Source organism: Haploplasma modicum ATCC 29102 (assembly GCF_000687835.1).
Classification (GTDB): domain Bacteria; phylum Bacillota_I; class Bacilli_A; order Acholeplasmatales; family Acholeplasmataceae; genus Haploplasma; species Haploplasma modicum.
Window position 1 is genome coordinate 65,291 of record NZ_JHYB01000005.1, and the last position, 24,789, is coordinate 90,079.

Genomic DNA, 24,789 nt, shown 5'->3' on the forward strand with positions numbered 1-24,789 from the left:
TACCACCTAATTTGCACTTGGAAGTTTAACTTCAGGAACTTCAAGGACTTTAGATAAACGTTTTAAGATTGCTGTTATTGTAGAAGTTAAAATTAGATAAATTACAGCAACAATAATAAATGGTGGGAATGGGTTTAAATATTTAGCTTGTGCAAGTTGTGCAACCCTAAATAAATCAACAACTAGAATAACAGATAATACTGATGTATCTTTAATGTTAATAACAAACTCATTACCTATTGATGCCATTGAGTTTTTAATTGCTTGTGGGAAAACAATTGTCATCATTGTTTGGAAATTAGATAATCCAAGTGATAAACCACCTTCTTGTTGCCCTTTATCAATTGATTCAATACCACCTCTTAATACCTCTGTTAAGTAAGCAGTAGTATTTAGTGAGACAACAACGAGTGCGGCTACTAAATGGTCCCAATCAACAAATGTCTTACCTCCCCAATATATGATCATCGCTTGAACCATCATTGGAGTACCACGAATAACTGTTACATAAGTTTTAACAAACCACTTACCAATACTTTTAAAAGTCTTTTTAATAACTCCGTCTTCTGGATAACGTTTTAAAGTAACAATTAAGCTTAAGAAAATAGCAAAGATAAAACCAATTGTTGTTCCAATTAGTGACAAGTAGAGAGTTGTTCCAATACCTTCTGAGAATTTATGGCCATACTCAATTAATATTTTGCCATAAATACTTGTCTCTTTAAATAAAGTACCAATCCATGTAATAAAACTACCAATAACTTGACCAATTGTATAGTAATAAATTTCATTGAAACTAAATATTAATAAAAGTAAAACTAATATTTGTAAAACAAATCTAACTTTATACCAAACTTTGTCTTTATCTAAGGCTTTATTATAACCATTAAATTTTTTACTAAAGATAAGACCTATTGTATTATCTAATAAAAATAAAAATAATCTATATAAACTGACAAATAGGAAGGCAATTGCCTTCCCTATTTGCTTAAATACATTCTTTAAACCAGGCATTAATTACCAGCTCTTTCTACTGCAGTATCCATCCAACTATTTCTCATTTCTTGTGTAATAGTTGCTAGTATATTATTAATATCTTCTTTTAGTTCATATTCTTTTCTAATACCAATTGAAATTTCGCGGTCTTCATCTAAGACATTAAAGATATTTTCTGTAACGTCTAAAACAATTTTTAATCTACTATCAGCAGTAACCATTCCTAAAGCAACAGGTTTTTCAACTATTGTAAAATCAGTTCCCCCATTTAAGATACTTGTTGTTATTAGTGGAACTGTATCAGCAACAGGTTGAACAGTAGCACCATGATTTTCACCTACAAACTCAACTAATTTAGCATATAGTGTACCTTTTTGTCCCATACCTTTAGAACCTCTTAAACCTTCTAAGCCAGTGATGTTTGCATATTTACCATTAGCTAATACTACAGCAACGTGGTTTGAAGTATAATATGGGTTTGTAAAATCAATTGTTAATTTACGTTCTTCAGTTGGACTCATACCAGCAATGATTAAATCAATTTCACCTGTTGTAAGTGCTGGAGATAATGAATCCCAAGCAATCATTTTAATTCTTAATTCTTTACCAAGTTTTTCAGCAACAAACTTAGCAACTTCAACATCATAACCTGCAACATAGGCGTTTCTTTGTCCATGTATTGGGTGGTTATAATCATTTTTTGATGTTTCATACCAGTTAAATGGTGGATAATCAGCTTCTAGTCCAACAGTGATATAATCACCACTATTTTTCTTACATCCTACTAGCGTAATTGCTAGTATTATTACCACAATTAATGAAAATATTTTTTTCATTTTTACTTCCTCTTTTCCTATTTTTATTTTACTGAAAAAATAAAAAGCATCCAAGAGGACGCTTAAAATCATAAATGTTAATTTATGCAAGCGCCTCTACCAAAGTAGGAGTATTAAAAGTATTCCCTTTAACACCATATATATTTACTGCCATAAATATATATTCGGCGATGACTACCTTTCAAGTGTTTCACAGAATGCCTTCTCCACACTTTACTAATTTGCATCGCTACCTCATGCTATATTTTTTAGTTTCATTCATTTTATAACATATTTAGAGTGTTGTCAAATGAAATATGTAAATATGTCTTATATAACTATCTTATTATGAAAAATAATGTACAAAACAAGTGTTTTATCAATTATAAGATATAATATAACTAATATAAAAAAGGCAAGGTGATAAATTGTTAGTACTAAAGAAAATTAAAAAAGAATATAAAGTTGCAGATACTAAGTTTTTAGCTCTAAAAGGAATTAATTTAGACTTTAGAGAAAATGAGTTTGTATCAATCCTTGGTCCTAGTGGTAGTGGTAAGACAACACTTTTAAATATTATAGGTGGACTTGATCATTATAGTGAAGGTCAACTAATTATTAATGGTAGAGAAACAAGTGAGTTTAAAGAAAAAGATTGGAATGTTTATAGAAACCACCGAATTGGTTTTATCTTTCAAAGTTATAATTTAATTCCTCATCAAACTGTTATCTCAAACGTTGAGTTGGCATTAACCATTGCAGGATTAAGTAAAGAAGAAAGAACAAAAAAAGCAAAAGAAGCACTAGATAAAGTTGGGCTAAGTGATCAGTATTATAAAAAGCCTAATCAATTATCTGGGGGACAAAGTCAGAGAGTTGCTATTGCTAGAGCATTAGTTAATGATCCGGAAATCTTACTTGCTGATGAACCAACAGGTGCGCTAGATACTAAAACATCAGTGCAAATTATGGATTTAATCAAAGAAGTAGCAAAAGATAGATTAGTTATTATGGTTACCCATAATCCAAATTTAGCAGAGAAATACTCAACAAGAATAATTAACTTACTAGATGGTAATGTGTTAGATGATTCAAATCCTCTAACTAATAAAGAGAAAGAATCACTCTATAATAAAAAACCTTCAAACAAAAAAGAACAAGCTAAAATGACTTGGTGGACTACATTTAAACTATCAATTCAAAATTTACTTAATAAAAGAAATAGAAGTATTTTAACAAGTATTGCTAGTTCAATTGGTATTATTGGTATTTCGCTAGTATTATCACTATCTTTTGGTGTTCGGTCATTTATTACTAAAACACAAGAAGATATGTTATCAGGTAATCCTATTACGATAACAAAAAGTGCTCTTGATTTAGAAAGTATGATGAGTGGAATGACTGTTGGCGAAAAAGTTGAAGTCTTTAAAGAGATTGGTTATGTTGGTGTTGAAAAAGTAGTTGAAATGATTGCTAAGAGAAGTCAACAATCAAGCAGCATGTTTATTGAAAATGATATTACTGAAGAGTATATAAATTATGTATTAGATATGCCAAAAGAAGATTATGCAGCAATCTACTTAGACCGAGAAATAGATATAACAAATAACCTATATTTTGATTTTTATGAAAATGACACAGAGTTTGAAAATATCTCAGTAAGTGCACTTAAAACTATTTATACTTCAATTTTAAAAGAAAATGAAGCAACCAGTTCTTATGCAAATCTAATTAGTAACTTTACTAATATTTTAGCAGAAGCACCAAATAATTCTAGTTATATTTTAGAACAATATGATATCTTAGAAGGTAAGGTTGCAGAAAGTAAAAATGAAATTATGCTAGTTCTAAACAGTGATGGTTTAATTTCAGACTTAACTTTAGCACAGCTTGGATATTATAATCAAGAACAGTTTATAAATATGATCTTAAAGGCATTAGATGATCCAAAATATGATCCAAGTATTGTTGATATAGAAAAATTTAGTTATGAAGAATTAATGAATAAGAAATTTGTTTGGTATCCAAATGATATAGTATTTAAGGAAAATAATTTACCAAACAAAGAATTTAATCCATTTTACTACAATGCATATAGTAAAGACTTTGAAACTAATGATCAAGGTATTGAGTTAAAAGTTGTAGGTATTTTAGAGCCTAAAGAACATATTAATTATGGTAGTCTTACAAGTGGTTTTTACTATACTAACGAACTTACAAACCATATAATTGAAAATAGTAGTGAATCAAAAATAGTAAAATATTTTAATGAAAAAGGCGATAACTACATTATCAACAGTGGAAAAATTAATGGCGGTGGTGAAATAGGAATTACATTTAAGTATTCATATAATTACTTAGGCGAAGATAGATTAAACTTAACTGGATTTGTTGGTAAGACAAATCAAATGGCTGATATGATTGGCGCTATAAACCCAAATATCCAAAGTTTATATTCACTTACAAAAAGAGATGTAGGTGGACAATCACTAGCAAGTAAAATCTCAATCTATCCTGTTAACTTAAAACATAAAGATAAAGTAACAGAATATTTAGATAATTGGAATAATATGGATGATGATAGAGCAAAAATTGTTTATTCAGATAACCTATCAATTGTGTTTGCTATGATTCAAAATATCATTAACGTAATAACAATAGCACTAATTGGATTTACAACACTAGCTTTAGTTGTATCATGTGTGATGATTGCAATTATTACTTACGTATCAGTTGTAGAGAGAGTTAAAGAGATTGGTGTTATTAGATCTCTTGGTGGAAGTAAGAAAGACGTATCAAATCTATTTGTTGCAGAAACTGTAATTATTGGCTTATCTGCAGGAATAATTGCAATTGGCTTTACCTATTTAGCAACATTTATCATAAACTTAATTGTTGTTAAATCACTAGGTTCAAACATTGCAGGATTCCCAGCACACTACGCAATCATTATGATTTCAATAAGTGTTTTACTAACAGTTATTTCAGGATTAATCCCATCTAGATCGGCTGCTAAGAAAGATCCAGTTGAAGCACTAAGAACTGAATAATCTAATTAGGATTGACAAGATTAGCTAATAATTATATAATAAAATAAATCGTTGAAGAAAAGAGTAATTAATAAATTATTTTAAAGAGAGTTAGGGCTTGGTGAAACCTAATAAGTACTTATTAATGAAGAACATTTCTGAGAGCTGGAAGAAATTAAGTAGAACCAGACGTTACTCGCGTTAAGAGATAAGAGTGCTAGGAAACTAGAACTAAGGTGGTACCGCGTAAATTTACGTCCTTAGACAATATTGTCTAGGGACTTTTTTATATATTAAAAGGAGGAAATAAAATGGTATTAGTAAAAGAGATATATGACAAAAAAGAAATGTTTGAAAATAAAGAAATTCTTGTTAAGGGTTGGGTTAGAAATAATAGAGCTCAAAAAGAATTTGGTTTTATTGATTTTCATGATGGTTCTTTTTTTAACGGAGTTCAGGTTGTTTATGAAAGTGAATTAGAAAACTTTAAAGATATTCAAAAAATAAGAGTAGGTAGTTCAATTAGTATAAAAGGAATTTTAGTTCTTACCCCAAATGCGAAACAACCATTTGAAATAAAAGCGAGTGAAGTAGTTTTACTTGGTGGGTCTAAAGAAGATTATCCAATTCAACCAAAAAGACACACAAGAGAATTTTTAAGAGAAGTAGCTCATCTTAGAAGTAGAACAAACCTATTCCAAGCAGTATTTAGATTAAGAAGTGTTGCTGCTCATGCAATTCATACATTCTTCCAAGAAAAAGGATTTGTGTATACCCATAGTCCAATCATAACAGGCAATGATGGTGAAGGTGCAGGTCAAATGTTCAACGTAACAACTCTACCACTAAAAGATATTCCAAAAGATAAAGATGGTAAAGTTTATTATGAAGATGATTTCTTCGGTAAAGAAGCCCACTTAACTGTAACAGGACAATTAGAAGGTGAAGCTTTTGCTATGGCATTTAGAAATATTTATACCTTTGGCCCAACTTTTAGAGCGGAAAATTCAAACACACAACGTCATGCTAGTGAATTTTGGATGATTGAACCAGAAATGGCATTTGCAGACATTAATGATAATATGGATATGGCAGAAGAAATGGTTAAGTATGTTATTAAATATGTATTTGATAAACTACCTGAAGAAATGGATTTTTTCAACAAATTTGTTGATACAAAATTAAAAGATAGACTTGAAAATGTATTATCTAAAAAGTTTGAAAGAATAACACATGAAGAAGCAGTAAATATCTTATTAAAGGCAAATAAAAAGTGGAATGTCTTACCAAAACAAGGTGAAGATTTATCAACAGAACATGAAAGATATTTAACTGAAGAACATTTTGATTGTCCGGTCTTTGTAACAGACTGGCCAAAAGATATCAAAGCATTTTACATGAAATTAAATAGTGATGGAAAAACTGTTGCTGCAATGGACTTACTTGTTCCTGGATCTGGTGAATTAATTGGTGGTTCACAAAGAGAAGAAGACGAAGAAAGACTAATTGAACGAATGAACCAAATGAATGTTCCAGTAGAATCACTTGACTGGTATGTAGATTTAAGAAGATATGGTGGATGTGTTCACTCAGGATTTGGTTTAGGATTTGAAAGACTTATTATGTATTTAACAGGTGTTGAAAACATTAGAGACGTAATACCTTTCCCAAGAACACCGAAAAACTTAGAATTTTAATTAATTAGACTTGATTTATTCAAGTCTTTTTTTATGCATAAAAAAATCCTCATAAGAGGATTTAATATTTATTATTCAAAAATAATTGTATTATGTGGTTCCCACACTGGTTTTGTTGTTAGTAATTTATTTGCTACATAATCCCAGTCTGGTGATTTTTCTCCATCTGGCTTATTTGGATAACCATATAAACCCCATCCCTTTAAGACTGCATTTCTTTCTGCAAATCTAAGGAATGTTAAATATGGAACTTCTTTATATGTAAGTAAAATATCATTTTCTGTATATTTATCTGGCATTCTTTCACTTAAACCTTCAGCAACAGTTAAAAACTGGGATAACTGATTATTAATCCAAACAAGTCCTAGGTTTCTACCATATGTTTCTGTTGTTTGTGTATTCGGGAATGATTGAACATATAATTCTTTTGATGAGTGTTGATTTAAGATATATTCTTTATTTAATTTACTTGCAACATAACCCCAAGGTTCAGCACTTACTTTAGAACCATCAACTTCAGGAGTATTAATATAATAATATCTAACTGAGTTTCCATTTGAGTATCCAGGTGTATTAACTACAGGTTGGAAAGTAGCAGTATCACCATCAGCAATAGATCTAAGTGTTACTTTAATTGCTCCCCCAGTACCAATATTAACAGTTCCTGTTGTACCAGCTTTTGCATAATCCATCTCTTTATAACGTTGTTCAAGTCTTGGGCCTTTTAATAAATCTTCGAAAGTTTTAATTTCATAATCATCATTTTTCAAATACTTGAATAGATCTGGAATATAAGCTATATAATCATATGAATCATAAGTTTTTGTTGCTTTAAAATCTTCCTTATTACCTAATTTAATTAAGGTTAAGTTAGCTGAAAATGTAAGATCAACCCCAATAGTACCAATAACATCAACTATCTTTCCTTTATTTGATAATGCAATAGCATCATCACCATTAAATGACAATCTATCATCTAAAACTAAATCAATTTTACCTTTAATTTCATCTTCAACATCTGGTCCAGCAATAGCGTAAAAACTGTTTGCTTTAATAACGCCACTTAATGCATAATCGTTTTGAATTGTTGCTTCCCCATTATTATAAATATCAATTGAAAATGATTTTAAATCAATATCTTTATCTGTATTATTATAAAGTTCAATAGTGTTATTGTCAGAGTTTGATGCAGTATATAACTTTGATATTACAAGATTTAACTCTTTATTGCCACCACAAGCAACTAATCCAAGAATAATAATAGCAGGTAAGATTATGTATAATATTTTTTTCATTTTTTCTCCTCTTCTTTCTTAACTAATTCTTCTTTAATTGTAGAAATTCTTTTATTTTCCTGATCTTTTTTTCTTTCTCTTATTAACATTACTTCTTTATGGAAAAATAAGAAGTAAGTTAATGGAATTACAAATAATAGCTCAAGTAAAATATTTTTAACATATTCAGTGTTATAGCTACTTAGTTTCTTTTTAAGGGTATTATTATAGTAATACTTTGAATCACTTTTTATTTCATTTAAATCGATAGTAGGTAGTGTTATTTTATCACTAGTTATTGTATTTAGTTCTCTATTAACTTCGTTTCCAAGAGAATCTTTTATAACGATATCTGATATATCACTATTTAATAAAGTAAGCATTGTAACATATGAATCACCTTTTACTAAATATTTAAAGGTAATATCTTTAATGTTAATATAGCTGACACTATCTTTTAGATACTCATAATTAAATAGTAGAAGCGATTTTCCAGTCCCAACATAGTGTTGAAATCTTTCTTTTGATGAACTAAATTCCTTACCATTTATCATAAATGATCTCTCATAGTTCATATCAATATCAATTATTGGATTAGTTGTATCATCCAACACCTTATTTTCATCAAAAACCATTAAATTGTTTAAGATGATTGCCAGTGAATTATTTGTTTTCTTTCCTTCAACTTCGATGTAGCGGTACATTACTAAGTTAAAAGAATAAACAATTTCTCCCTCACTATCCCTTAGTTCGTATTTTTCATTAAACAGAGGGTCTTCATATGTATATGAATCGTTCTTTTTATTGCTGTATGTAAGCGCAACAGTTTGAATTAAATCAAGATCAGATTCTCTCGAACTATTTGTCTGACTTATTAAAAATTTTTCTATTTTATTTGCCTCACTATAAGATATTATGAGGAATGTTGAAAGGACAATTAAGATAAAATAGAGGATTTTTGGAATTAGTTTAGCCATTTTACTTCCTTTCTAGTTTCAACTTAACTTTACTAACCAAGTGTTTATAGTTTTTATGGTTGAAAAATATACACAACTATTATATAATAACAATGTGATTTGTCAAAGTTTTAATATAATTAATCATAATTGATAAATAATTAAAAATGAAGAAGATTAATGGAGGTAATTTTACGTTTATTTAAAGAAGTGTAGAAATAAGGAGTTAATTTTATTCATTTTTATTTTTATTTAAAAATCAATTAAAATATAAAAATTGGTTATGAGTTATTACTAAGTCGAATATAAATTAAAAAGGAGATATATATGAAAGAGACAAACAAGAGTCAAACTTCAGGAATAGCAATTAAGCTAGAAAATCTTACAAAAATCTTTTATGATAAAAAAGATGGTAGAGAAACAAAAGCTGTTAATGATTTTGACGTTTTAATTCCAGAAGGAAAATTAGTGGGCCTTTTAGGACCATCAGGGTGTGGTAAATCAACAACACTTTACATGATTGCGGGACTACATGCACCGACAAGAGGAAAGATTTTCTTTGGTGATGAAGATGTTACTGAATTATCACCAGAAAAAAGAGGAATTGGTCTAGTATTTCAAAACTATGCCTTATATCCACATATGACAATTAGAAAGAATATCATGTTTCCTTTAGAAAACATGAATATTAAGAAAAATGCCATTAAACAAGCATATAAGGAAGCGTACCTATTAGATAGTAATAAAGAAGCAACACTTTATTATGAATATAATGATAAATTAGAAAATATAAATTATAAGTATGCAAGATTAGAAAGTGAAGCGAAAACAATTTATAAAGGTGATATCTTCACTGCAGAATCAGAATTTAAACAAATCAAAAAAACAAAAGACAAAGAACAAATTGAAAAAGCAAAATTAGTTTTAAAGGAAAAACGTGAAAAAGCACTTGCAGAATTAAATAATTCGGTAAAAGGATTTGAACAAGAATACTTAAAACTAAAAAATGATTTACGTCCAGAAAACTATGAAACTTTATTAAAAACAATGAAAGAAAATCACAAACTTGTTGTTGATAAGTTTGAATTAGCTAAAAAAGAATATATTGCTAATGCAAATTTTGATAAAACAAATGCAACAGAAGAACAAAAAGCAAAATTTGCATTAGGGTTAGATAAAATAACACCAGAAAGTATTAAATTAATTAATGAAGCTAAATCACGTAACTATAAACTTGAAATGGAAGACGCAGTTGTTGAAATGGCAAAACTAGTTGGTATTGAAGATCAATTAGAAAAGAAACCAGCACAATTATCAGGTGGACAACAACAAAGGGTTGCTATTGCACGTGCTTTAGTTAAAAAACCTAAAGTTTTATTACTTGACGAACCACTATCAAACTTAGATGCAAGACTTAGACTTCAAACAAGAGAAGAAATTAAACGTATTCAAAGAGAAACAGGAATTACAACAATCTTTGTTACACATGATCAAGAAGAAGCTATGTCAATCTCCGATGAAATTATCTTAATGGATTATGGTGTTGAACAACAAAAAGGTGCACCACAATCAGTTTATGATAAACCAGAAAACTTATTTGTTGCTAAATTCTTAGGAACTCCACCAATTAGTGCATTTGAAGCAGAATTAAAAGATGGTAAAGTGTATTTAGATGGTAAAGCAGTTTATGAATCAGAAGTTCTTAAAAATGAAAAAAATCGTCCGGTTACACTTGGAATTAGACCAGAAGGTTATGAACCAAATCCAAACGGTCCAGTTACATTAAATAATCAATTTACAGAAACAATTGGCCGTGATATCTCAATTGTAGCAAATCACAGCAAAGCAGAAAAAGAATCTTTCCGAGTAATTATTTCATCAAAAAATAGTGAATTAGGAAATCAAAAAGTAGTAAACTTTGATTTAATTCCTAATAAGGTGTACGTTTTTGATAAAGAAAGCGGAAGGAGAATTAATTAATGTTAGAGTATAAAAAGGATTACAAAGCTTGGGCTTACATGGCAATCCCGCTACTCCTACTATCGATATTTACATTTTTCCCATTATTAAAAACAATTGGAATTTCACTTTTTAGTCAATTTGACTCAACAACAAATACATTTGGTACATATTTTGACTTTGCTGCATATGTAGCAGTGTTTAAAGATCCTATTTTTCTAAATTCCATTGTTAATACATTAATTATTGTGTTTATATCTGTACCACTATCGACAGGTTTAGCATTATTGATTGCTGTTGGTTTAAATTCAATTAAACCACTACAAAAAATATTCCAAACAATCTTCTTTATTCCATACGTTACTAACGTTCTTGCGATTGGGATGGTATTTAATTTAATATTCTTCCACTCAGCAACACCAGGAATTTTACCAGAAGGATTAGTTAACTCATTATTTAACTTATCAAGAGATTGGGTTGGAACAACAGCAACTAGAAGTAGTTGGATGGTTGTAGTTTTAATTTATGTTGTATGGAATGGACTTCCATTCAAAATATTAGTATTTATTGGAGGTTTACAAAATATCTCAAATCAATATTATGATGCAGCAAAAATTGACTCAGCAACACCAGCTAAAACTTTATGGAGAATTACAGTACCATTACTATCTCCAACTATTAGTTATCTTTTAATTACTTCGTTTATTGGGGCGTTTAAGTCTTATGAGGCTGTCTTGTCTGTTGCTGGTGGAACCGGAACAGCACTTGATCGCGATAGATGGACAATCGTTGCTTATGTATATGATAAGATTGGTATTCCTGGATTAGATGGAAAATATATTTCCTTCTATTCAAGAGGGGCAGCAGCGGCTGTTATACTATTCCTTATTATTCTAGTATTTACGTTTATTAACTTACAAGTAAGTAAACGTAGAGTCCATTATTGAGGTGAATTAAATGACAAATAATAAAATAGACTACAGACAAAATAAAAGACTAGTAGTTCAAAAAACAAATAAAATTATAGGTAAAACAATTACTTACTCATTCTTAACAATTATGGCACTATTTGTTTTGATTCCATTCTACTGGATGTTCAACGTATCACTTCAAAGTAATAATGAAGTTTTAAACTCAATTAGTATTAGTTATTTTCCAAAAGAGTTTAGTCCAGATAACTATATAAAAGTATTCTTGTACTCATCAACATCACAAGGTAATATTACTTTTATGGATTACTTAAAAAATACATTAATTGTAGCATTCTTCTCAACAGCAGCAGGAACAATATTCTCAATCTTAGTTGCTTTTGCACTTGCAAGATTAAATTTTAAAGGTAAAGACTTAATCTTCACATTATTATTAGCAACAATGATGATTCCTGGGGAAATGATGGTTTTATCAAACTATGTTACTGTATCTAGATTAGGATGGGTTAATGATGATGGAATTGGTTCGTATCTCGCGATGATTGTTCCATTTACGGTATCAATCTTCCATATTTATCTACTTAGACAAAATTTCAAACAAATTCCAGATGAGCTATATTATGCAGCTAAAATCGATGGAAGTACAGACTTTAAATATCTCTGGCAAATTATGGTTCCAATGGCAAAATCAAGTATTATTACAATTACTATTTTAAAATTAATGGGATCATGGAACGCATATATTTGGCCAAACCTAGTAGCTAATAGTAAATATAAATTAGTTACTTCATGGTTAAGATCATCATTCGTTGATGAAGCTGAGGGCGGTAGAGTTTTAATGAACTACCAAATGGCAGCTACAGTTATTGTTACAGTGCCACTTTTAATTTTCTTTGTTGTCTTTAGAAAATATATTATGAGTGGTGTTTCTAGAAGTGGAGTTAAAGGCTAGTAATTAGCATTAACATAATAGGAAAAGGAGAAAAAAAATGAAAAAGAGAATTATGTTTGTTCTAATGTTAGTATTATCATTAACATTAGTTGCATGTAATAAAGACCGTGGCGGCGAAACTGGCGAAAAGTTCGTTGAATGGTATGAATTATCAGAAGATGCAAAATATGATGGATCAGAAGTAACAGTCGATTTCTGGCATACAATGGGTTCTGCTAACCAAACAATTTTACAAAAATGGATTGGTGAGTTTAATAAAACATACCCAAACATTACAATCAAAGAAGAAAAAGTAGCAGATGATTATAATGCATTAGCAGAAAAAATTGCTCTTGCAATTCCAGCTGGTAACCAACCAAATATTTCACAAAGTTATCCAGATCATATTGCAAGATATGGTAAAGCAGTACTTGCTTTAAATAACTTTATTGGACATAAAACACTAGGTTATACTGAAGAAGAACAAAAAGACTTCTTATCAGGTTTATGGAAAGAAGGAACAAGTTATGATGGTGCTGGAACAGTATTATCATTACCATTTACAAAATCAAGTGAAGCTTTATACTACAACAAAACATATTTTGATTTACACAGTTATGAAGCACCAAAAACATGGGATGAAGTATTTGAAATAGCAGCAGACATTAAGAAAAGAGAACCAGATGCATATCCATTTGGTTATGACTCATCAGATAACTTCTTCATTGCAGCTTCAGAACAATTCAAAGCTCCATATACAGGATTTGATGCAGAAACAGGTAGAGGTAAAGTTTTATTTAATAATGATGAATCAAAAGAAATGATTAAGTATTTCAAAGACAAAGTTGATAAAGGTTTAATGTTAACTAGAGACTTAAATGGTGGGGCTTACACATCAGATATCATGAAAACAAATAAAAAATTATATATGTATGTAGGTTCAACAGGTGGTGCTAGATATTCATATGAAGGTGCTCAAGCAGCATTTGATGCTGGATATAGAGTAGGTGTTTCAACAGTTCCTGTTAAAACATTAGAACATAGAAAACAAATTCAACAAGGACCAAATATTAACCTTTTCAAAACAAAAAATGAACAACAAATGATTGCTTCATGGTTATTTACTAAATTTATGTTAGAAGCTGAAAGAACTGCAGAATTCTCATTACAATCAGGATATGCACCAATTAGAACTTCTGCATATGAAACAGAAACATGGAAAAACTATGTTGCTGGAGTTAAAGAAAACCCAACAACTCTTGCTGAAGCAAATGCTAAAGTTATTAAAGATTCAATTGAAATGTTCAGAGATAACGAATCAATCTTCTTTACATCAGCAGTATTTAACTTAAGTTCAAAAACAAGAAGTGAAGTAGGTTCATTAACAAATAAGATTTTTGCATACAAAGGTGCAACACAAGAAGATCTAGATAAATATATCAACACACAATATAAATCTTCTTATGATTTTATTGTAAATTAATTGAGGGTATTAAACTAAACATATAAATGCTTAGATAATATAAAAAAAAGAAGGGATAGAAAAATGAAAAAAATATTTTCCGCTTTATTGATATTTGTTTTAGCTCTTACAGTTGTTGGCTGTAAGAAAAAAGAAGATCCAGCAGTTGCTATCTTAGATGAAGCAATTGAAAATCTACAAGGGGTTATTAATGACCCATCAAGTATAGTTGCAAGTTTTAACGTTCCAACTAAATTAGCTAATGATGTTACAGCATCATGGGTTAGTGGAAATACTGACCACATCCAAGTTGGACAAGCTAATGAACAAGGATTAGTTATTATTACTGTTATTAGACCGGAATTTGGTGCTAGTGAAGTAGTAGTTAACTTAACTGTTACTGTTTCTGTAAAGTCAGAAAAAACAGGTGAAATGGTTGAAAAACCATATACATTCAAGCTTACAGTTAAACCTGAAACAGTTGAAAAGTTAGAAATCAATAATATTAAAGATATTCTTAATATTAAAGATGATAAGTATGATCCAAAAGATGAAAAAGATAAAGTTTCAGTAGCACTTAAAAATGTAACAGTTATTGCTGTTGGTTCAGATGCTTCATTTATCTATGATGGAACAGGTACAACAATGGTTTATGGTGGCGATGCATCAAAAATGAAAGTTGGATCAGTTTATAACGTAAACGGACTATTAGAATGGTACTTTGGTATGTGGGAAATTATTAAACCAACATTCGAAGAAGTATCAGGTCAAACACCTAAATATCCAGAAAAACAAGTTGTAACAAGTATTGATGCATATATTGCAGAATTAGTTGAAGCAAAAGAACATCACGCAGCATTTGGTAGTGCAAAAGATGGAAACTTCGAACCAGTATTAGCAAACATAACTGCAAAAGTATTCATGATTGATAAAGATACATCAAACTATAATACATTTTTAATTGACAAAACAAAAGATACATTAATCCCAGGTAAAGCAGCTGAAAATGCAGGAGATCCTTCAACACCAGCAAGTGGTTTAATGGCATATTATCCAACAAATGATTTTGCATACCTAAGATCATTTAATGGATTTGAAGTAAACTTAGACGTTGTAGTTCACACATATAGATCAAACAATAACGCATTTGCATTCTACTATGTAGGTGGAAAAGATGGTATTGAGTTAGGTGAATTAACAGACGAGCAAGCAGTTGAATTAGATGTTAAAGGTATTTCATTACCAACATATATCTTTGAAGACACAACATTAAAAACATTTGTAGCAGAAGGTAAACAAGGTTCAACATTTGAATGGACAGTTGATAAACCAGCAATTATTAACTTAGAAACAGGTAAAGTTGATGCAACAGCAGCAAATGAACCAGTTAAAGTTACTCTAAAAGCAACAAAAGGTGAAGCAACACAAACCAAAACATATACAATTAACGTTGGTACTTTAGAAGTAGTTGAAATTGATAAGTTATTAAAAGGTAATAACGGACAAGCATTTAGAATCGAAGGTGTTGTTACATCATTTGGACCATACAACTCATTTACAGTTGAAGATGCATCAGGTGCAGCAGCATTTAGAATTAGTGGTTTAAATGCAACATCAGAAGAATTAACATTCAAAGTTGGTGATACAATTAATGCTATTGTAACAAAAGCAGTGTTTAACGGTTTAGTTCAAGGTGAATTATTCGGTGGTAAAGCTTCAATTGGTAAAGTTAAAGTAACAGAAAATGCTACATTACCAGCAGCAGTTAGCCTACAAACTGAAGCATTAACAAAAGAAAACTTACTAAAATTCCAATCAAAACTTGTAAACTTAAATAATATGTTAGTAGTTAAACACGAAGTTGATCAATATGACAACGTAGTTATGACATTATTAAGACAAGATGGTCAAGAAATTGAATTCAAATGGGATTCAAGACTTGCAGTTAAAGATAATACTTTAGCAACACTAAAAGTAAATGATGTCATAAATATTGTTGGAGCACCATTAACATGGAATAATGGTCCAGTTATTATGTATGATAATATTGCTCAAGTTGTAAAAGCAGAAGCATTAACAGATGAAGCTAAATTAGCATTTGACGTAGCTAAATTTGAACCAACAACTGATTATGCAGTAGTGGGTGATTTAAAATTACCTGCAAAAGGTTTATTATTTGAATCAGCAATTACATATACATTCAAAAATACAGATGATACAAATAATACATTAGTTGATTTAGCAACAATGAAAATTTTATCAGTTCCAACTGAAGGACAAGTTAATGTGACATTAATCGCAACAATCAAGTTAGGTGAATTAACTGAAGTTAGAGAAGTTAAGTTATTAGTTGGAAAAGCAGGAAATGTTGTTACATTCCATGAAACATTTGAAACTGCAGAATTATCAACAAATCCAAGCGTCTATAATGACGTAACATTTACAGGATTAAATGGTGTGGTTTGGAACTTTGTACACTCAATGAGTTCAAATGTTAATGATTCAGCAAACGGAATCTTAGAAAGTGGGCAAGGAATTATACTTAGAAGAAGTAATGATCCATCACCTTCATCAATTACAGCAACATTTGCAAATGGTTTAGTTGACTTTTCATTTGATTATAGAAAAGCATTTACTGGTGGTACTTCTAGAAAGTATAGTGTTGACATTACAAACAATGGTGAAACAACAACTATTGTAATACCTGAATTTGGTGCAGGATCAGGAGATCAACCACAAGTATACACATTTAAATCAGAATTATTAAATCTAACAGGTGAAGTTGTAATTAAGATATATGCAACTGGTGCAGACGGCAATCAACAAGCAACATTTGATAACTTTAAATGGACAGAAAAAGCTCCAGTAACACCTGCGGCATAATTAAGAATATATAATGGTTGAATGTCAAGGATAGGGATTCAACAAAATAAATTTAAAATAAGACTTGGTTGTCACATTGTGATAATCAAGTTTTTTTTAATGTATTAATATTTGAAAAAAATAATCCATATTTAAAAAATAAATAAATAGTGTTACCATATTTATATGAGAATAGGGGAGGTTTATATGAAAAAGTTTGCAGTTGTAGTACTATTTTTAACCACCTTTATATTTACAGGATGTTCAAAGAATAACACATACTTGATTAGTACAAACAACTTTGAAAGTTTTTATGATGTTAAAGTATCAGTAAGTTCAGAAAAAAGATCTTTTCAATAATAAATAGAGTTTACTGAAAAAGATCATTTAAAGTATCTAATTTTAATGTTTCTTATGAAGTTTATTTTAGGGTTCAAAAAATGATGGTTCTATTGTTTTTAAATCATCTAAAGTATCTGATTTAAAGGAAGAAATATTTGTGGAAGATATTAAAGAAGATGCAATATACAAGGTTGAGTTTTATTACTTTTACTTAAATGATTCAAGTGGTAAAATTAAAACTAAAAATGATATCACAATCAAAGAAAAAGAATATGTGCATTTAGATAAAGTAGAAAGAGAAAAAAATCTTGTTAAAGAAGATGAGATAGAAGAAAACGAAAACAATTTTTTAATATTTAATGATCTGATAAGTAAATATGATATAAAGAATGAAAATTAACTAAAAATAAAATATTATGAATACAAAAACATAAATCAAGATGGAACTTTTAGAGAAAAAATCGAATCTTCTACAAACTATAATTTTCAAGCAGAATCATTCTATTTTCATAAAAGTAATTTGTCTGAAAATACAATTATAACAAAAGAACAGGATACATTTATAGTACAAAAATTTGATAGTAAATTAACTTATGAAGATAAATTTATTACATCAACTGAATACGTAGATGAAATGAAAAAATATAATACTTTATATTTTGATTATGAAATTGATGCTAGCAAGATGAAAATTGAAATATCTGATAATACATATAAGGTTAGCTCATATATCAATGATATTATGGATGAAGAAACTTATAAAGCTGTAGTAAGAGAGTTTATTAATTATAGAGTAGAGGCCATTGAAAATACCATTGTTAATGTAATATATACATTTAAAGATAATGAAATGGTAGTAGAAACTAATATTTTAATTGAAGATAAATATGTTGATATTCTATTTAAGAAAATCATAACAATCAATATGGATGGATTTGAGTTAATTGATACATCTAATGAAGATGTTTTCATTATAAAACCACCAAGTAACAGAAATCCCATTATGCAGTTTTCAAATTTAGATCAAATTTATAGTAGTCCATTTAATTCAAGTGATAGTCCACTCTTTTATAAATTTAGACTTGAAAGGGGACAATATGATTTACTGAATTTATCTAATAGTTATATTGAATATACTATATATGGTGAAGATGATGTTTCAAGGTGGTCAAGACTTTTTTATGGTTTTGGTCGTGGTGAGGATTTTGATTTAACTTTCTTAATTTATAGGACTGGTGTTTACTATCTTTCTTATGAAGCTAGAAACTATTCTAGACCAAATGAATTTAAGTTATCAAAATTAGATTATAAAACTGTTTTTGACTCTTCAAATTTACCAGAACTTACAACAGGAATTCATGAAATTGAGCTTGAGGGATATAGAGATATAGTAGGATATAAAGTAAAAGCAACTAAAAATGCTTTATTTAAAATAAGCAAACCGCAAGATGAAGAAGTAAGTCCATTATCATTATTTTATTTTTTCAATGCAAGATATGTCGTAAAAGAACTCAAGTTTGAAACTGATTATTATCAATCTTTATTAGATGGAATGGAAATATATTTTTATAGCCCCAACCATAAAGAAACAGATAAATACAAATTTGAAGTAGAAATATTTACAAGTGATGCATATTTAAATAGTGATTATGATAGCATGGAAGTATTAACATATGAATACACTAAAACTCCAATTATATCTGGGGAAGGATTAAAGCGAAATTATTTAAAGTTTTCAATTGATGAAAAAGGGTTGTATTGGTTTGATTTTGATATAACAAAAGGAATGCCTATGTTTAATTTGTATCCAAAAGATGGAAAAAAGATTAGTACATACTATGGTTTTGAAAGAGGTCCAGTTGAATTTGATGTAGGTGACTATTACATTGAGCTTTATAGTCAGGACCAAGCTCCTACTTTATTTAATATAGCTTTAAAGAAAATATAGATAATAAAAAGAGGTAGTAAGCAAAATATATTTGCTACTACCTCTTAATCTTTATTTAATTATAGACTCTATTTAATAATTCTGGATAATCAATATATGGATTTCTATTGTTTTGATACTTATATATTACTTCATTTCTTATAATCTCAAAACTATCGACAGGATCTAGATTGTGCCAGTTAACTAACATATCTATATCTTCTCTTAATAATAAACCATATAAGGTGTTCATATAAAGAAGTATTCGTGCTACATCACCACGGTGATTATCTCCTGGATAAAATGCAGTAGTAGTTGTTTTAGTGTCACCAGGAGTATAAGGATTTAATGGTCTACTACTTATATTAACAATACCAAATTCAATATTAGAACTACCCTTATCAGCAAACATTAAGTTAGAATGGGTACTATTTACACTAGGGTTAATAGCTCTTAAGTTATGTAAGTCAGAACCAATGTTTCTTTCATTGTTGCCAATTGTACTAATTGAATAAACTTTACCATTAGAATCACTACCAAATGCACTCTTTGCCCAAACGTGTTCTTTAGCCCAGTTTGTTGAATTCCAGCCGCCTCTTATTGATGCTCCACTATAAATTAGCATTACATTGTTAAAGTTATACGGATCTCTATCAGATATTTCCATTGAAAGATTTCCAGTTCCATAAGTTACTAATTTAATGGTATTATTTAATAACGTTTGTAAATCATTTTTTAAAGGCTCTTTTTCTTTAGTTGTATCAATAGGTTTATAGTAGTTTTCTAGTTGATTTACTTCTCTAACAATAACTGTGATATAAGCATCAGATCTATTACCATCACTATCTACGGCAAAGAAGAAGGCATAATAGATTCCGTAATTACTAATATTAATAGTATCCCTATCAAACTCAACTAAAACATTACCATCTTCTTGATCTGTTGCTGTTAGGGTTGGTTTAACCCAAATATCACCGATTTCTAGAATAATTACTTGATTATTTTTAATATCTATTTTTGGTCTATTAATATCATCTTCCTTAATAACGTCAGGTCCTATTTGATAATATGAAATTTCAATTGACTTAATATATACGCGTTCTGCGGTAACACTCGATAAGTTTTCAATTGAGAATGTTGATGTTTCAATATTATCAAATGTCTTTGTTAGGTCATTGTGGTTAGTTAATTTATGAGACTCTGTTCCAAGTTTAATTTCTGTTTCACCAATCGTATTATTGTATTTACCAAAGTTAATAGTTACCTTGTTAATAATAAACGAATCATGAATTGAAAATGAAACTTTCCCTTTAATATAAATTCTTATTTCATTGTTATAAATTCCTGGTGCAGTTGATCCACCTTTATATGCACTAACATTAAAGTAATTAGGATCTAGGCTTAGTCGCTCTGCACTATTTACACTTTCATGAGTATCAAAGCTACTGTTAGAACCTGATTGTTTAGTTGTATCAGTGAAGATATCACTCCATCTTGCATAAAGAGTAGTATGTTCTAAGACTATATCTTTAGTAAAATCCCATTTATCACCTGTAAAGTCTTCTTCTGTAAACCATCCACTAAATATTTTATTCCCGTTTGTAAGACCGTTTGGTTCTTCAATTAGACTTGAGACTGGATAGTTTAAAATCAAGTCTTCTTGTTCATTGTTTAAAACAAAGGTAACTGTTACTGAGTCGCTCTCACTTACAAATTTTGCAGTAAGTTCAATATCAGCAGTAATTAAAGTGTTAAAATCAAATCTTATATTATCCAAATACCATCCAACAAAAATATAACCTGCTTTTGTAGGATCAATTGGTTTGTCTAATGTGGTATTAGTTGTTATTTCTTTGGTTTCAATATTTCCATCAACAATAAAAGTAACTAGATGTTTTATTTCTTCTATATCTTTATTCCACTTCGCATAAAGTGTAATATTATTTTTAACACGGTCTACTTCAAAGTTCCAAGAAGTACCTGTAAAATCACTATTTAAGTACCAACCTTCTAATGTATGGTTTTCATACTCTAAAACTATTTGATCTAGCTTAGAATTTTTTAATACCTCAATTGATTCAAGGTTACTACCTTCAATATTTGTCTCAAATGAAACAGTATATATTTTCAGACATGAAGATAAGATAACTGTAAAAATTAAGATATTTAAAATTAATAATATTTTTTTCATATGTCCCTCCCTTTTTAGTCATTTATACTTTACCATAATTTATTAAAATATGAAGTAAATATTAACTAACTTGTTGATTTAAGTAGATTAACAGGTTAATAAAAATAGATAAGAGACACAAAATATGGTATAATAATATAGATTTAAAGGAGGCTTAATATGACAAGTCAAGTGTTAGATTTAATAAAAAAATATGATAAGATTATAATCCATCGTCATACAAGACCAGATATGGACGCAATAGGTTCACAGATGGGGCTATATCACTTAATTAAAGATAATTTTAAAGATAAAATGGTCTATAAGGTTGGTGATACAAATAATCTTGTATATAAAACTACAATGGACGAAATTAGTGATAGCACCTTTTCTAATGCTTTATCAATTATAATTGACGTTGCAGTTAGTGAATTAGTTAGTGATTCTAGATATTTATTAGCTAGTGAAGTGTTAGTCATTGATCATCATAAAAATGATACAAATATTGAAAATAGTTTGTTTTTCCAGCAAAGTGACTACACCTCAGCATGTGAGATGTTAGCTAATTTAGCTAGGGTAGAAAAACTTGAAGTATCTAGTGAGGCTTCAACTTACATTTATGGTGGAATGGTAACAGATACCGGAAGATTTCAGTATATTGATGCATCTAATGCAAGTAGAGTTTTTAGTAATGCAGCATTTATCACATCATTTAATCCAGATATTAAAGATATGTATGATTTTTTATATACTGAAGATTTAGAAAAGAAGTTAGTAAAACAAATGTTTTCTAATTTTGAGTTAACAAGTAATAATGTCGCATTTAGGAAAAATACTCACGAAATGATTTTAGAAAGTAAACTTGATGTTTTTGGTGTTAGTCGTGGAATGGTTAATTTAATGGCTGGAATCAAAGAAGTTCCAATTTGGGTAAGTTTTACTGAAGATTTAGAAAATAATAAAATTTTAGCGGAAATAAGATCAAGAAATATTATAGTAGTTGATATTGCTAAAAAATATGGTGGTGGTGGCCATAACTTTGCTTGTGGGGCATCACTTAAAGATTTTAATGAAGCAGATTTAATGTTAAAAGATTTAAACGAAAGGGTTTTGGAAAATGGAAATATTAAATAAAATATTAAATAAAATTAAAGAATACAATAGAATTATCATTCATGGTCATAAAAGACCAGATGGTGATTGTTATGGAGCACAGTTTGGTTTAAAAGATATTATTAAATCAAGCTTTCCTAATAAGGAAGTATATGTAGTAGGTGAAACTAGTGATTTTGTAAGCTTTGTTGGAACACCTGATATTATTAGTGATGATTTATATGAAGGATCATTAAGCATTGTTGTAGATACAGCAACAAGTGAACGTATTAGTGATTTGAGATATACTCTTGGAAAAGAAGTAATAAAGATTGATCATCATATTCCAATTGATCAATATGGTGATTTAATTTGGGTTGATACAAACTTTCCTTCATGTGCACAAATGATTGGTTTCTTTTATCGTACATTTAAAGATGAACTTAAATTATCAAGTGTTGGTGCAAGAGCAATGTATACAGGAATTGTAACTGATACAGGAAGATTTAGATATCGTGGTGTATCTAACTTAACTCATGAAATTGCTGGGATGTTAATAGATTTAGGTGCTGATATTGAAGAAATAGATGGTAATTTATCAAAAGAAACATTAGATCAATTTAGATTTAAAGGTCACTTATTAAATAGTGTGAAATTTGATGAAGGATTTGTTTATGCAATAATTACTAAAGCTGATATTGAAAAGTTTAATATGACAGATGAAGAAGCAGCAGCAAACGTTAACTTACTTGGGGGAATAGAAGGTTATAACTTCTGGTTCTTAGCAATTGAATATGATTATGAAATTAGATTAAGACTTAGAGCATCAGGAATTGAAATTGATAAACTAGCAAATATGTATAATGGTGGTGGCCATAAGATGGCTGCAGGTGCTAAACTTAAGAGTCTAGATGAATTAGACGGATTTTTAGCAAGTGCTAGAAAATATTTAAAAGAGTACAAATAAGGTTATAGTATGTTTGAAGATACAATTTGCGCAATCGCAACCCCACATGGTACTGGTGGAATATCAGTAATTAGAGTAAGTGGAACTAATGCAATTGATATTGTTAATAAAATATTTAAAGGTAAAAACTTAAAGAAAGCTAAATCACATACAATTTCTTACGGACATATCGTTAATGAAAAAGAAGTAATTGATGAAGTTTTAGTTAGCGTATTTATTGCTCCTAAATCATTTACAGGAGAAAACACAATTGAAATATCAACCCATGGTGGTATTTTAGTAACAGAACGGGTGTTAGAAGAAGTACTTGCTGCTGGTGCTAGATTAGCAAGACCTGGTGAGTTTAGTGAAAGAGCTTATTTAAACGGGAGAATCGATTTAGTTCAAGCAGAAAGTATTATGGATATAATTCACGCTAAAAGTGAAAAAGCGCTTAAAATTGCTAATTTAGGCTTATCTAGAGAGACTAGTAAACTAGTTAATAACTTAAGAGATAAGTTAATTAATATTATTGCTAATATTGAAGTAAATATTGATTATCCAGAATATGATCAGGCTGAAGTTATAACAAATGAAATTGTTATGCCTAAGACTAAAGAGTTAATTAAAGATATGGAATATCTACTTAAAAAATCATATCAAACAAGAATTATTAGAGAAGGTATTAAGACTGCTATTGTTGGTAAACCTAATGTGGGTAAAAGTAGTCTACTTAATACTTTAATCGATGAGGACAAAGCAATCGTTACTAACATTGCTGGAACAACGAGAGATACAATTGATGCTTTTATTAATTTAGGGGGTATTACCTTAAATTTAATTGATACCGCAGGAATTAGAGAAACAAGCGATATTGTTGAACAAATTGGTGTGGTTCGTTCTAAAAAAGCAATTAGTGAAGCAGAACTTGTCTTGCTTGTTTTAGATCAAAGTAGAGAACTAGAAAATGAAGATAAAGAATTATTAGAACTTACAAAAAATAAAAATAGAATTGTTATTTTAAATAAAAGTGATCTTGAATCAAAATTTGAAATTAAGGATTCCTTAAGTATTTCAACTCTAAACAAAGAAGGAATAAATGTTTTAGAAGATGAAATCTTAAAAAAATTAAAATTAGATAATTTAAATGATGATGATTTTAACTACTTATCTAATGTTAGACATATTAATAAAGTAAAAGAAGCTAAAAAAGCATTAGAAGATGTTTTAGTTTCTATAGATAATTTAATGCCTGTAGATATTATTGTTGTTGATTTAACAGAAGCATGGAATATTTTAGGTGAAATTATCGGTTCAAGATATGAAGGAGAATTGTTAGATCAGTTATTTTCTAAATTTTGTTTAGGTAAATAGTGATATAATAAATATGATAATTAAAAAT

At 29.1% G+C, this 24,789-nt stretch carries 18 protein-coding genes, 1 riboswitch and 1 other annotated feature; of the genes, 13 read left to right on the forward strand and 5 right to left on the reverse strand.

The annotated features are described in order from the left end of the window. Positions 1 to 6 precede the first annotated feature (6 nt). Together T352_RS06600 and T352_RS0104745 are read right to left on the reverse strand one after the other, a co-directional pair. The gene (locus T352_RS06600) at positions 7 to 1,014 is read right to left on the reverse strand and encodes an amino acid ABC transporter permease (protein WP_051615841.1); all 1,008 of its coding nucleotides are present in this window, start codon (positions 1,012 to 1,014) and stop codon (positions 7 to 9) included. Further along, positions 1,014 to 1,832, reverse strand: coding sequence for a transporter substrate-binding domain-containing protein (locus T352_RS0104745; protein ID WP_026391971.1), 819 nt, complete (start codon positions 1,830 to 1,832; stop codon positions 1,014 to 1,016). Before T352_RS0104745 ends, T352_RS06600 begins: the two co-directional genes overlap by 1 nt. Positions 1,833 to 1,912: 80 nt before the next feature. Then, positions 1,913 to 2,078, reverse strand: a riboswitch (Lysine riboswitch). Positions 2,079 to 2,239: 161 nt separating this feature from the next. Between T352_RS0104745 and T352_RS0104750 the strand changes: the two genes are divergently transcribed. Next, complete coding sequence (locus T352_RS0104750; protein ID WP_026391972.1) at positions 2,240 to 4,861, forward strand: ABC transporter ATP-binding protein/permease; 2,622 nt, start codon at positions 2,240 to 2,242, stop codon at positions 4,859 to 4,861. 42 nt (positions 4,862 to 4,903) lie between these two features. Then, positions 4,904 to 5,105, forward strand: a binding site (T-box leader). A gap of 46 nt (positions 5,106 to 5,151) precedes the next feature. Next, complete coding sequence (asnS, locus tag T352_RS0104755) at positions 5,152 to 6,537, forward strand: asparagine--tRNA ligase (RefSeq protein WP_035345381.1); 1,386 nt, start codon at positions 5,152 to 5,154, stop codon at positions 6,535 to 6,537. 71 nt (positions 6,538 to 6,608) lie between these two features. Here the strand turns inward: asnS and T352_RS0104760 are convergent, their stop codons facing one another. Together T352_RS0104760 and T352_RS0104765 are read right to left on the reverse strand one after the other, a co-directional pair. Beyond that, positions 6,609 to 7,832: a lamin tail domain-containing protein gene (locus T352_RS0104760; RefSeq protein WP_026391974.1), complete on the reverse strand. Its 1,224-nt coding sequence runs from the start codon at positions 7,830 to 7,832 to the stop codon at positions 6,609 to 6,611. Continuing rightward, positions 7,829 to 8,788, reverse strand: a complete 960-nt coding sequence (locus tag T352_RS0104765; RefSeq protein WP_162151206.1) for a hypothetical protein — start codon at positions 8,786 to 8,788, stop codon at positions 7,829 to 7,831. Before T352_RS0104765 ends, T352_RS0104760 begins: the two co-directional genes overlap by 4 nt. 306 nt (positions 8,789 to 9,094) lie before the next feature. Here T352_RS0104765 and T352_RS06950 point away from each other — a divergent pair, with 306 nt between their 5' ends. The 8 genes from T352_RS06950 (at position 9,095) to T352_RS0104805 (ending at position 19,200) form a co-directional block, all read left to right on the forward strand. After that, positions 9,095 to 10,747, forward strand: coding sequence for an ABC transporter ATP-binding protein (locus tag T352_RS06950; RefSeq protein ID WP_051615842.1), 1,653 nt, complete (start codon positions 9,095 to 9,097; stop codon positions 10,745 to 10,747). Next, positions 10,747 to 11,673, forward strand: coding sequence for a carbohydrate ABC transporter permease (locus T352_RS0104775; protein WP_162151207.1), 927 nt, complete (start codon positions 10,747 to 10,749; stop codon positions 11,671 to 11,673). Before T352_RS06950 ends, T352_RS0104775 begins: the two co-directional genes overlap by 1 nt. 10 nt (positions 11,674 to 11,683) lie before the next feature. After that, positions 11,684 to 12,607 (forward strand): carbohydrate ABC transporter permease, encoded by a 924-nt coding sequence (locus T352_RS0104780; protein ID WP_035345384.1) that lies wholly within the window; start codon positions 11,684 to 11,686, stop codon positions 12,605 to 12,607. Between the two features lie 37 nt (positions 12,608 to 12,644). Next, positions 12,645 to 14,069 carry an extracellular solute-binding protein gene (locus tag T352_RS0104785; protein ID WP_026391978.1) on the forward strand — a complete coding sequence of 475 codons (1,425 nt, stop codon included), beginning with the start codon at positions 12,645 to 12,647 and terminating at the stop codon, positions 14,067 to 14,069. Positions 14,070 to 14,132: 63 nt separating this feature from the next. Beyond that, on the forward strand, positions 14,133 to 16,931 hold the full coding sequence (locus T352_RS0104790) for an immunoglobulin-like domain-containing protein (protein WP_026391979.1): 2,799 nt from the start codon (positions 14,133 to 14,135) through the stop codon (positions 16,929 to 16,931). Positions 16,932 to 17,117: 186 nt separating this feature from the next. Further along, positions 17,118 to 17,270 (forward strand): hypothetical protein, encoded by a 153-nt coding sequence (locus T352_RS07140; RefSeq protein ID WP_156951203.1) that lies wholly within the window; start codon positions 17,118 to 17,120, stop codon positions 17,268 to 17,270. 139 nt (positions 17,271 to 17,409) lie between these two features. Beyond that, entirely contained in the window at positions 17,410 to 17,652 is a 243-nt protein-coding gene (locus tag T352_RS0104800) for a hypothetical protein (RefSeq protein WP_026391980.1), read from the forward strand. A gap of 120 nt (positions 17,653 to 17,772) precedes the next feature. Continuing rightward, positions 17,773 to 19,200: a hypothetical protein gene (locus tag T352_RS0104805; protein ID WP_026391981.1), complete on the forward strand. Its 1,428-nt coding sequence runs from the start codon at positions 17,773 to 17,775 to the stop codon at positions 19,198 to 19,200. A gap of 55 nt (positions 19,201 to 19,255) precedes the next feature. On the opposite strand, the gene T352_RS0104810 is transcribed toward T352_RS0104805, so the two are convergent. Beyond that, positions 19,256 to 21,370 carry an InlB B-repeat-containing protein gene (locus tag T352_RS0104810; protein ID WP_026391982.1) on the reverse strand — a complete coding sequence of 705 codons (2,115 nt, stop codon included), beginning with the start codon at positions 21,368 to 21,370 and terminating at the stop codon, positions 19,256 to 19,258. Between the two features lie 159 nt (positions 21,371 to 21,529). Between T352_RS0104810 and T352_RS0104815 the strand changes: the two genes are divergently transcribed. Genes T352_RS0104815 through mnmE form a run of 3 tightly spaced genes read left to right on the forward strand, consistent with a single transcriptional unit; the run spans position 21,530 to position 24,761 of the window. Further along, positions 21,530 to 22,483, forward strand: coding sequence for a DHH family phosphoesterase (locus T352_RS0104815; protein ID WP_026391983.1), 954 nt, complete (start codon positions 21,530 to 21,532; stop codon positions 22,481 to 22,483). Further along, on the forward strand, positions 22,467 to 23,408 hold the full coding sequence (locus T352_RS0104820; RefSeq protein WP_026391984.1) for a DHH family phosphoesterase: 942 nt from the start codon (positions 22,467 to 22,469) through the stop codon (positions 23,406 to 23,408). The genes T352_RS0104815 and T352_RS0104820 overlap by 17 nt, the downstream gene beginning before the upstream one ends. A gap of 9 nt (positions 23,409 to 23,417) precedes the next feature. After that, a complete protein-coding gene (mnmE, locus tag T352_RS0104825; protein ID WP_026391985.1) occupies positions 23,418 to 24,761 on the forward strand; it encodes a tRNA uridine-5-carboxymethylaminomethyl(34) synthesis GTPase MnmE in 1,344 nt (447 codons plus the stop codon). Positions 24,762 to 24,789: the final 28 nt, after the last annotated feature.